Source organism: Candidatus Lokiarchaeota archaeon, from assembly GCA_014730275.1.
GTDB lineage: Archaea > Asgardarchaeota > Thorarchaeia > Thorarchaeales > Thorarchaeaceae > WJIL01.
Map to the genome: position 1 here is coordinate 26,535 of WJIL01000083.1, position 10,989 is coordinate 37,523.

The window sequence follows — 10,989 nt, forward strand, 5'->3', positions numbered from 1 at the left end:
CTGATTCATGAGATTCATTTGTTCGCCTTCTGCGTAACTTCTTTCTTCATCTCAGCTTCACAGGGATTTTCTGGTTGCTCATAGTGGGCGTCTTCGCTAGATCCAAGTATGTGTGGATCAAATGCATCCCCATCTGCTGGCAATTCACCGGCATTCAAGAGACTCCATTTAACTGCAAGGGGCCCAATAGCTTCCAATGCCATCGTAGATAACGCAACAACTCCCAAGAGCAGGCTCCCAATAGTCGCAGCTTCTCCTCCCAGTGAAACGAATTGTTCCTCAATTATGAATGATAATCCTAGCGCTACCCCTGCTTGACAGAATAGGCAGGTCCCAAGGTATTCCTTAGTTACCTGTGACTCCTTCATGAGGGTTGCACCCACGCGTGCTCCAATGTATTTTGCACCCGTTCGAACTACCAGATACAAAATCGCTACTACTAGAATGGAGATTAGAGTTGTCGAAACCGTCAAGAGATGAGCCATTCTTGCTCCTACCATAGCAAAGAACAGCATTATGATTGGGGACATTATCTTCTGCATGAGATGAGGAACAGTTTCTGCATCACTAGGGAGCCGTTTGCTAACTACGTACCCAAAAACCATCGCGGCGAAAATATCGCTGAATTCCAAGGCGTGTACGATGCCCACCAGCAGAATCACTACACCTATTTCTGCTTCCAGAATGCTGGCACGATCAGGTTCATACTCAGTAATCCTTGCAAACAACAGACCAAATACACCGCCAATCAATGCAGCACCCAGAATCTTGGCGAGGGGAACAAGGAGAATATACAATAGAGGACCTGTAGCAGAATTGTAGATCCATAATGCATACGCAATGGCAGAGTTGGTGAGAATAATGGCGGCTATATCGTCGGCGGCAAGCACAAACATTAGCGAGGATGTCAATGGACCTTTGCACTCACCCTCCCAAATGACATCAGCGGTTGCAGCAGGTGCGGTGGCGCTTGCGACGGCACCGAAAAGAAACGCCCAGTGCAATTTACTAACAAAGAAGTACGTTACAATGCTGACAAGCAAGAAAGTTGCGGTGGCCTCGATGATAACAACGACGGAGAGCTTTTTTATCCGATTGCCTAGATTCCCATGATGCAATTCTTGACCAATATTATAGCCAATAAGACCCAGGGCAAGAGGTACTACCATATTTAGAAATCGTACTGCGTCGTTTGTGAAAATTCCAACTAGACCGAGAATAATCCCTGCAATCATGAATCCTAAGGTTTGAGGAATTCCGATTCTTCTCAGTATTGTTGCTCCGACATAAGCTAAGACAATCGCGGCTCCAATTATCAAAAGAGGGTTTGTCCAGAGAGAGTGCTGTAACATTTTATCATCTCTACGTCGATTTTAATTAATATATGTAATTACAAACTATGACCAATTTTAAGGTTTTACCAATGAACTCTAGCAGGTCATATGATTAGTTCAAAGAATGAAGAGATTACTACCTGCCTTGGAGAAGAATCGTCAAAGGAATATCGAGTTATTGTACTTTCATTTCCTTTTGTATTTATGAGTGATTTAGTTTTGGTCTGGCATCGTGATGAAATATGCCGATTGGGAGAATAGCCAAATTCCTTAATAGCTTTCACTCTGTTCCTAATGAAAGAAGGTCTGGTCATTGATTTCCCAAGATGAGCTCAAAGAGAAAACCATAGAGCTTGCTCCAGAACACATTGATTTGATAGTGGTATTCGGGTCTCAAGCTCGAGGAACAGCAACTGAAATGAGTGATTTGGACATCGCAATTGGTGCAAGCGGCCTAGACCGACATGAGCGATTTGATCTTCGACTGCGTGCAATTTCTCAATTTGAAGGCCCTCTACAAGATGTAGATGTTGTGTTAATGCAGGACATAAACTGGACTTTGAAATATAGAATTGCTCGTGATGGAAAAGTCCTATACGACAGAACAGGAAACGAGTGGGCATATTTTGTTGAGAGGGTGCTGAAATATTATCCAGATTATAGAATCTTTGAGGAACGTTTTCTTAAGGAGTCTTTGGAGGGAGCTAGATAATTGGCTATTGATGAAATCATCGTTAAGAGAAGATTGGCTTCAAATCTGGAAGAGTGTCAGTTCATTCAGCAGCTGGAAGAGATGACTCATGATGAGTTCATTGGTGACGGACGAAATCTAAGGGCCTCAGCAAAAGCAATAGAGAATATCAGTCAGTTAATAGTAGACATTGGCAGTCACATAATCGCTCAGAGTAACTGGGGCATTCCCGAGACTTACAAAGAGGCTATTGAACTGCTAGGAACTCATAGGGTGATTCCGAAGAACCTCACTAAGAATCTAAAGAACTTGGTCTCGTTGAGAAATATCTTTGTTCACCGATACATAGATGCTGACTATGATATCCTTTGGAGCTCTTTGGAAAGAGTATTATCAGATGCTCGCTCGTTTGTGTCCTTCATAAGAGAATACTTGGATCAAAAACAGTCATTATAAGATTCAGCTTGGAAACAACCACGTAGAATCGAAATTCAGTAACTACTATTCTCTATCGTGTGCAGAACTGGATAGATGATGAAAGCGGTACCAATTATGTATAGGAGAAAAGAGGGATTCCAGAAATAGAGATAGGTTGGGCCAACAAATAGGAGGAATCCAACCGCAATCAGCATTCGGTAATGAGAGGGCATAAGGCGGATTGTATCAGAAACCTTCTGGACTGCACTTGGAGTCAATGCTTGAATCATCATTCCCACTGTTGAAACTAAGCACCAGACGATGGGCAAAATGCTCATAGAGTTAACAGATGGAATCCAGCTAGGAAACCAGAATGCACCTGCAACTTGAAGAGTTATGAAAAGAGTAACTATGCCAATGACCAAGACATAGGCGGAAAGTAGATACACCCAAGAGGCATTCTTGGTTTCTGGATTACGCATCGCTGTCAATACGACCCATCCTAGCAAAACTAGAACAACATAGCCAAAGCCGTATATGAACATAGTTGCCTTGCTCACTTTCACAACGGCTTCACCCAACGATAGTATTCTTGCAAGCTCTGGGTCAGTGAGGTTGCTTGATGGGAAAAAAACGGTGGCAACAGTTGGAAGAAACATGAATAACAACCAGATTGCTGCTGCAAATTTGCGGGTTGAAACATCTAGTAGGTCTGAGATACTTGAGGCAGCTTTGTACATACCCGTACCTCCGAAAAAGCAATAGATTACGGATAGGGCCGCAGCTATGGTCTGGAGAAGGATTGACACGCTGTCCCACCACATGATTGTGATGAATATCAGACTGACTACTATAACACCGGGCCATTCTTTTGGTTGATTTGTGCTTCTGCTCAACTGGCGACTCACCTGGGCGTGCACCTTTCAATTATCGCGGTTTCCACAAATCGCAGCTCCAAACCTCATGCGGTGGCAAGCATATGAGGAGTGGGCAACAAAGGGTGGACCATGTAAACTGATAGATGCAAGATAACCCTATAAGCTCTTGTTGTGTAAACTACTATTTCTTCTCCCACAGAAATCCTTGTTTGTCTTTCTTACCTTTGGTGTGTTGGAAACGAAGCGTGGAGAATGAGGACCCAGACAGTATTATGTAATTCACTAGGTAGCTAGCATCTTTCCACTAACTTTCTAGACTGATTCTAATTCCGACAATTCCCCCTCCGATTTGAGACTGTCATAACAGAGACAACTCCTATAAGCTCTCACTAACATTGAGACCGAGATGAACATCCACTCAGATCTTCTTGAACAAGAAGAATGGCTCCATCGTTGCATCAAATGTAGCACTTGCAAATACATATTCAGGGATTATTCGCCTTCGTGCCCCTCGGGAGAAATGTTCAATTTCGAGTCATTCTATGCCTCTGGAAGAATCAAGATCGCCCAAGCCCTTGAACAGAGAGAGCTGGAATGGAATCAAGATCTCTTGCTTCCTATTTTCGCATGTCCTCTATGCGGAAACTGCGAAGTTCAATGTCAAGCTCCACATCAGGATATCATCGTTGACCTCATGGAAGATTTGAGAAGAAGAGCAGTTGAGAAAATTGGCCCTCTTCCCTCGCATTCGCGCTTTGCAAAAAGTGTTGAGAAGAATCATAATCCCTATGGTGAACCTCATCATGACCGATTAACTGCAGAGCAATTGGGCCTTCCTGAGCAAGCAGATCTGGTCTATTTCATTGGCTGCACATCCACTTATAGGGAACAACAAATAAGTGATGCGACCCTCTCATTGCTTGAGAAAGCAGGGGTTGAATTTACTGTCATTGACGAATACTGCTGCGGCTCTCCTCTCTTACGAACGGGACAAATGGATTTGACCAAGTCTCTAGCAAAACACAATGTTGAAGCTTTCAATAAAGCTGAATCAACCAGAATACTCACTTCTTGTGCAGGTTGTTATCGAACTCTGAGCAAGGACTACCCTAAACTAGGATTCACGCCTCCAGAAATAATTCACGTCACAGAACTTCTATCAGAACTGCTGCATAATGATAGACTCAAACTACGTAGTGGTATTGACACTCGCACGGTAACATATCATGACCCATGCCATCTAGGTAGGCACTGTGGGGAATATGACTCTCCAAGAGATGTTATTGAATCTCTTCCAGTTGATTTTGTTGAAATGGAAGCGAGCAGGGAAAATGCGTGGTGCTGTGGGGCAGGCGGAGGAGTGAAAGCAGGTTTCAATGATTTTGCAATTTGGAGTGCAGAGCAGAGAATTCAACATGCAAAGGACGTAGAGGCTGACATTCTTACATCTTCGTGTCCTTTTTGTAAAAGAAATCTAAGCGACGCAAGAAAAGATGGTGATCCTGAAATACTCGACTTGGTGAAGCTTATCGAGCGTATGCTAATATGACGATAGTCATACCAATGTGATTGCTTCTTTTGGACATACTTCAACGCAGTCTCCGCACCTTGTACAAAGATCTGTAAATGCTACATCTACCCGCCAGACATCTGGATCGTCACTTTCATCATCTGTAGAGTAGAGCAAGAACAAAGCAGGGGCGCAAATCTGCAAGCACTTCTTACATTCTCGGGGGTCGCCGCATTTGTCGTAGTTGACGACGATATCTGTCTTCATTGTTACCACTCGTCCTTGACCGCGGGAACGGCTGTTCTGTCAACCATCTCAATAGCTCCCTCCGGACACGTTGTGGCACATAACCCACAACCATAGCACTTCCAAGCATCAATGAAGGGGCGATTCATTGAATCGGTAAATGTTAACGCTCCAAATTGACAGCGTGAAGCACAAGTACCACAGCCAGTACATTTGGAGAAATCTACCTTTGCAACGTATTCTCCTTTGTATAACGCATTAAGACCATAATCGATGCGAAGCCTCGTAGCTGCGCACTCAGGATATTCACAGCTGCAAAGAGCAGCGATGTACGGAACCGGGCCAAACCACACAGTGTTGACTCTTCCTCCTCGGTTCATTTTTTCCACGAAGTCTTTCGCTTCGTCAATGTGCAATCGTTCTGCACCATGCTCCGGGATGTATCTAGGAAGCTTTGGCACCATTTCCGCGAGTGCTCCGAAGGCCAGACAGCAGGGATCCTCGATGCCACGAGTCATATGTCTGCAAGCACAGTTGACTTTGAGAATTGGGTCTGCAAGTTCTAGGATGTGCTGAGCGTCCTCAAGCGGCACCACTTGACCGGGATGCCCTTCAGCTCTCCGTGGATTTCTGCCTTTCAGTGGCTTCTCTTTGGTGAACCAACTGTTGATGTACCATTTGATTGCACGGCCTACAACTGGAATACTAAACTTGTAGCCCGGTCCCCTAGTTGAAATGCCGAATATCTTCTGGAGATATACCTTCTCAAAGTGTTTCCACAGCTCATAGATATATTCGTGAGCCCCGACAGCTTCGGCAGTCTCTTCCAGGTAGTTTTTCGAGTTGAGATACCACTTCTTCCCAGCTCCATGTTTATAGCACCACTCGCACATCTTGGTCACCTTCAAACCGCAGATTGCAGAATCGTTTGCATTATCCCCTAAATTGCTTTCCCTGAATCAGCATAGGAAGAATCGGACCATTCCCTAGTCAAGCCGAATCCTCAACTGCACATATGGGCCGAGTTGAAGACAATATGAATAGATTATTAGGTGAACAACTTCAGAAAAAACAGGATGTCGACCAAGCAATCTTCGGTTCCGGTGTACAAGGTTATTTTGATAGGTGATGCCAGCGTTGGCAAATCCTCTTTGATTCGGAGACTACTCCTCGACGAATTCGATGAAGAATATACCGCAACTGTTGGTGTCGACTTGAGTGCCGTAGCTTTCAACATCGAGGAAATAACACCTGTGATTCTTACAGCGATTGACTTGGGCGGCCAAGCTGATTTTGATGAGCTACGCTCAAAATACTATCAGGGAGCACATTTCGCATGTTTGGTTTACGATATTTCTGATCAACGAAGTTTTGACAGACTTGAACACTGGTATGAAGGCCTCATCGATTCTGTACCCGATTTTGGTTCAGATAGCAAGCTTGGAATGGTATTCGGAAATAAATCTGACTTAGACGATGAACGTGAAGTCAACTCCCTGGATGGAAGACGGTACGCAAGTGAAATCAATTGGCCATTCTATGAAACAAGCGCCAAGACGGGGTATAACGTGAGCAAAGCCTTTACCCGAATCGCGAAAACCCTCTATACGAAATACCCCCCTCACGAGGTATCAGCTAGCCATTCAGACCGACCTAACATTGGCGTATGAAATCACTTGTTTCTGTTCTGATTGGTCATGCGAATCTACAATCGCCCTTCCAGTTTCATTCTCGGAACAATGAAGAGTACCACTATCAGGGCGATTCCCGCTATAGCAACACCTGCTGCCAAGGCTATCATCATCGGGTTCGGACCTGGTGGCGGTGTTGTTCCCGTGGTTGTTGTTGATGTTGTGTCGGTTGTGGTTGTAGTGGTTGTAGTCGTTGTCGTATCAGTTTCGGGGAGCACAGACACTAGTACTGAATCCCTTGCCTGATTATCTCCTTCATCTGTAACGATTAAAGAGAAGTTGTATGTGCCCGGCGCGAGTGAGTCGACATCGACCACAATATCCGAGCCATTCCATTTTCCGTCATACAGAGCTGTTCCATTTCTCAACACAGAGTACGTCACCATTCCTGCATCACTAACATTCCAAGAAATACTATGGCCGGTTGTACCCACTTCGTATATGATGTCTTCAGGAGAGCTGATGATAGGAGCAACCGTGTCGATTACATCAACGGTGACTGTATCGCTGGCCTTGTTACCTGTGCCATCATAGACAGTCAGTGTGAAGTTGTACTCTCCAACTGAAAGACCATCGACGTCGTATTCGATGTTTGAGCCATCCCAAGATTCACTCAGGACAAGTATGCCATTCCTGTGTATGTTGTAGATCTGAGGATCCAAGTCAGAAACAACCCAGCCTATTGAATTTCCTGTCGAGCCCCGTTCGTATTCCACATCTACTGGCGAATCAATATTTGGGGGAATAGTATCCGTCACAGAGACAATGACGGTATCACTTGCATAATTCCCACTAGAGTCATGGAGGATAATCATAACATTGTGTGAACCAAGTGAAAGACCATCGACATCATATTCCACGTTGGAGTCATTCCAGGACGAGTCTTGAACGATGCTGCCATCCACATGTATCTCATATGATGACGGGTCCAAATCAGAAGCATTCCAGTTGATTGAGTGTCCTGTTGAACCGAGCTCGTATTGGATGTCATCTGATGGATCGATTGCAGGTGCGGTAGTATCTATGACCGAGACCATTACCGAATCCGTGACAACATTGCCGCTGGTGTCGACAACTGCAATAGTGAAGTTATGTGTTCCAAGAGAAAGACCATCAATACTCTGCTCAATAGTCAATCCGTCCCAGGACGCATCCTCGATAAGACTGGCATTTCTGTATATCCGATATGAATCTGGGTCTAAATCTGCCGGATCCCAGATGATTGTATTGCCTGTTGAACCCAGCTCGTAGTCTATATCTTCTGGACGATTTATTTCCGGTGAAGTAGAATCGAAAACTGTTACGAACACACTATCTACCGAAATCTTGTCTAGAGTATCATTGATACTGATTGTATAGTTGTACACGCCGAGATCCAGTCCATCCACATCAACAGTGAGATTCGCACCTTCGGCGATGCCTGAATCTATGGCGGTGCCGTTTCTGTAAACTATGTAGGAATCTAAGCCCTGGTCTGATGCTGTCCAGGTTATTGAATTGCCTACTCCTCCCAACTCATAGCTGACATCTTGAGGTTGATTTACTGTTGGAGGATATAAGTCGAGTAAGCATGGGTGATTATCTACATTCATAGCAAGACCATCTACTAGATAGGAGCCTGAACCTGCATAATCTGACCAGCAATTTCCAATGGTCCCATTATCCCAAGTAGTAGATTGGCTATCATCAAACCCATTGTAGTGATGATTATAGCCAATATTATTGCTGTAGAAGAGGTTATTCTCAGATGCGGCATCCAATTCTATTCCCACACCATTTTGAATAGCTGTGTTGTTGAGACCAACGCAATCATCTGAATCATCAAAATTGAAACCGGTCAAGTCATTGCATGTTGCATTGTTATCCGTAAGGTTCAGATTACTTGACTTCGCGAAGTTGAAACCAAAATACAGATTCGCGATTGCAGAATTTTCTTCAAGACTGTGATTGACTGCTGAATCAAAGCTGAATCCCAGCTGGTTAGCAACCGCAGAGTTGTTTGTGAGTATCCACCCAATGCAGTTCTCCAAACTGAAACCACTGAATGAGTTGCTGGTGACAGTATTGGTGTGTAGATGGCCATTATCTGTCTCACGTATAGAGATTCCGTTTATCCCATTCTGAGTGGCTTGATTACCAGTAAGATTAAGATTGGCTGAGCTGTCAATCCAGAAGCCGCATTCAACATTATCATTGGCAAGGTTGTTTGTTAGATTACAGTAGTTGGCGTATTCAACAAAGAACCCGTAATTGGTGTTGTTACTTGCAGTATTTCGGTTCAATGTAACATCTGTCATCGTGTTCCATTGCGTACCAGCTAGATGAAATCCATTATCCGAATTCTGCTTTGCAGTGTTATTCTGGTATACTATGAAATCCGAATAGAGAAGGCAGAAACCATGATGAGCGTTTTTAAGTGCCGTATTGTTTTCCAAATGGATATGATTCGAACTGCGTACGCTGAAACCATGATTGACACTATTGAACGCAGTGTTGTTTTCAAGAGTGCAGTCTTCTGTTTGGATTAACCTATATGCATTAGCGGAATTATTCGCCGAGGAAGTTCCTCTGATTGTGCAGTTGTCACAGGATAGCAGACATACTCCTTCTGTAGCATTTTCATAGAGTCCAGTCTCGACCTCTACGAAAGATGAATTGACAACCACCATTTGTCCATATTGGCTACCGTCAATTTTTGTGTCGTTACCCCCGTTGAAATAGCCCAGCGCTTTTCCATTTACAGTGTTTCCATCTTCGCTTGTTATCCACTCCCTAAGCGAATCACCTCCCAAGTAGATTCCGCTTTGTTGAAATGTATTATTGTGGAGTGAGCATTGGTATACGTCTCTTGAGATATACATCCCGTACACGCTTTTTGAAATGGTATTGTTTGAGAATGCGGTCCAGTAAACTCTGTCAAGATAGAATGCGGATTCGGTGTTGTTTTGCACTTCGTTCATAGTGAAATTGGAGGTCTCGATATACTCTAGATTCAGACCGATGTGATTTCCCTTTACTACGTTTTGTGTAAAATTGCAGTCGATCGTTTGGATAAAGAAGCCATCCTGCGAGTTGTTTATTACTTCATTTCCAGAAAATGAGCTGTTAGTACAAGAGATATCCATTCCGCGTCTGTTTTCCGTGGCTGTGTTGTTTGTTACTGTGCAGTTCTCAGACGAAATGTCAAAACCAAAGTCGTTGGCATATGCTGTATTATTAAACACTTGAGATTCGTGCGACTTGTACTGAAATATCCCGGATTTGCACCCTTGGACCGTATTATTTCTGATTGTTGCGTTGGTGCAGAATGCAAATTGAATCCCTCGAGACGCATTATTATATGTGCCATTTTCAAGCGTAATGTTATTGCAGTTCAATAGGATGGTCTGCCCGTGGGTGCTTGCGTCTATCTCGGTGTTGTTCAAATTCTTGAGATAAGCGAGATCTTTCCCGTTCACCGTGTTTTCTGATATATCGTGCGTGACCCAGTATTCGATTTGGTCACTTTCTGAGAAAACGAGCCCGTTGTTTTGGAAGGTGTTGTTGGCAATTGTGAAATTAGTCATCCCATTTGCTTTGATTGCAGATTCCGAATTGTTGGCGATAGTGTTGTTAATTAGAGCGCACTGATTGGATTGCACTACTTGTATTCCATTGCGGCCTGCTTCAGAAATAGTATTGTTCTTGAAAGTACAGTTGTTAGAAGTACTAAGCCAGATGTTGCTTTGATGTTTTTCCATCACACAATCCTGAATAGTCCCGTTAGGTGCTAAGAAAAGATACATGCCATGATTATTCGTGGGACTGGGTGCAGATAGCAAACAATTCTCGATTTTGTAATGAGCGGTTGTTGAGTCGATTTCAATGCAAAGACCACTAGTTGTTATATTTAATCCCTCAATTAGATACGGATTTGCTTTCGATCCGTCTCCTGGCCACCCCTGGGTTTCGAAATCACTATCACTATTTATGGAAATCGGGCCATGTGGGGTGTAAGCGGCTTGGAAACCCCTACCATTTATCGTGGGGTGCGATGTTGAGGTATGTTTCCCAGCTGTTTGAGCATTACTGAGCATAAGCAAAGCAAAAAAGAAGAGGAGAATCTTGTATTTCATAAACAAAACGCCTTCAAGGTCTTGCCTGCGTGCTTTGTCCGAATAATAAATCCATCGCAACCTTTGTGAATCTGTGAGCCCATTATCCTATCCTCACAAAGTATACC

General features: G+C 43.8%; 9 protein-coding genes. 4 read left to right on the forward strand and 5 right to left on the reverse strand.

Going from position 1 to position 10,989, the window contains the following annotated elements:
- Positions 1-14: 14 nt before the first annotated feature.
- Positions 15-1,352: a hypothetical protein gene (locus tag GF309_09385; GenBank protein ID MBD3158987.1), complete on the reverse strand. Its 1,338-nt coding sequence runs from the start codon at positions 1,350-1,352 to the stop codon at positions 15-17.
- Positions 1,353-1,647: 295 nt separating this feature from the next.
- On the opposite strand from GF309_09385, the gene GF309_09390 reads away from it, so the two are divergent.
- Both GF309_09390 and GF309_09395 read left to right on the forward strand, forming a co-directional pair.
- Entirely contained in the window at positions 1,648-2,046 is a 399-nt protein-coding gene (locus GF309_09390; GenBank protein MBD3158988.1) for a hypothetical protein, read from the forward strand.
- Positions 2,047-2,481 carry a DUF86 domain-containing protein gene (locus GF309_09395; protein MBD3158989.1) on the forward strand — a complete coding sequence of 145 codons (435 nt, stop codon included), beginning with the start codon at positions 2,047-2,049 and terminating at the stop codon, positions 2,479-2,481. It abuts the gene before it with no gap.
- A gap of 35 nt (positions 2,482-2,516) precedes the next feature.
- Here GF309_09395 and GF309_09400 read toward each other — a convergent pair whose 3' ends face one another.
- Positions 2,517-3,338: a hypothetical protein gene (locus GF309_09400; GenBank protein ID MBD3158990.1), complete on the reverse strand. Its 822-nt coding sequence runs from the start codon at positions 3,336-3,338 to the stop codon at positions 2,517-2,519.
- A 388-nt stretch (positions 3,339-3,726) separates the two neighbouring features.
- Here GF309_09400 and GF309_09405 point away from each other — a divergent pair, with 388 nt between their 5' ends.
- Positions 3,727-4,869: a disulfide reductase gene (locus tag GF309_09405; protein ID MBD3158991.1), complete on the forward strand. Its 1,143-nt coding sequence runs from the start codon at positions 3,727-3,729 to the stop codon at positions 4,867-4,869.
- 6 nt (positions 4,870-4,875) lie between these two features.
- On the opposite strand, the gene GF309_09410 is transcribed toward GF309_09405, so the two are convergent.
- Both GF309_09410 and GF309_09415 read right to left on the reverse strand, forming a co-directional pair.
- Positions 4,876-5,097 (reverse strand): 4Fe-4S ferredoxin, encoded by a 222-nt coding sequence (locus GF309_09410; GenBank protein ID MBD3158992.1) that lies wholly within the window; start codon positions 5,095-5,097, stop codon positions 4,876-4,878.
- A 2-nt stretch (positions 5,098-5,099) separates the two neighbouring features.
- Entirely contained in the window at positions 5,100-5,969 is an 870-nt protein-coding gene (locus tag GF309_09415) for a 4Fe-4S dicluster domain-containing protein (GenBank protein MBD3158993.1), read from the reverse strand.
- Between the two features lie 183 nt (positions 5,970-6,152).
- Here GF309_09415 and GF309_09420 point away from each other — a divergent pair, with 183 nt between their 5' ends.
- Positions 6,153-6,746 (forward strand): GTP-binding protein, encoded by a 594-nt coding sequence (locus GF309_09420; GenBank protein ID MBD3158994.1) that lies wholly within the window; start codon positions 6,153-6,155, stop codon positions 6,744-6,746.
- A 35-nt stretch (positions 6,747-6,781) separates the two neighbouring features.
- Here GF309_09420 and GF309_09425 read toward each other — a convergent pair whose 3' ends face one another.
- Positions 6,782-10,882, reverse strand: a complete 4,101-nt coding sequence (locus GF309_09425; GenBank protein ID MBD3158995.1) for a hypothetical protein — start codon at positions 10,880-10,882, stop codon at positions 6,782-6,784.
- Between the last annotated feature and the right edge of the window lie 107 nt (positions 10,883-10,989).

Bases quoted from the DNA above. Each gene is read 5' to 3' on its own strand.
- GF309_09385 (MBD3158987.1), bottom strand. From the start codon at position 1,352: ATGTTACAGCACTCTCTCTGGACAAACCCTCTTTTGATAATTGGAGCC.
- GF309_09405 (MBD3158991.1), top strand. From the start codon at position 3,727: ATGAACATCCACTCAGATCTTCTTGAACAAGAAGAATGGCTCCATCGT.
- GF309_09410 (MBD3158992.1), bottom strand. From the start codon at position 5,097: ATGAAGACAGATATCGTCGTCAACTACGACAAATGCGGCGACCCCCGA.
- GF309_09415 (MBD3158993.1), bottom strand. From the start codon at position 5,969: ATGTGCGAGTGGTGCTATAAACATGGAGCTGGGAAGAAGTGGTATCTC.
- GF309_09420 (MBD3158994.1), top strand. From the start codon at position 6,153: ATGTCGACCAAGCAATCTTCGGTTCCGGTGTACAAGGTTATTTTGATA.
- GF309_09425 (MBD3158995.1), bottom strand. From the start codon at position 10,882: ATGAAATACAAGATTCTCCTCTTCTTTTTTGCTTTGCTTATGCTCAGT.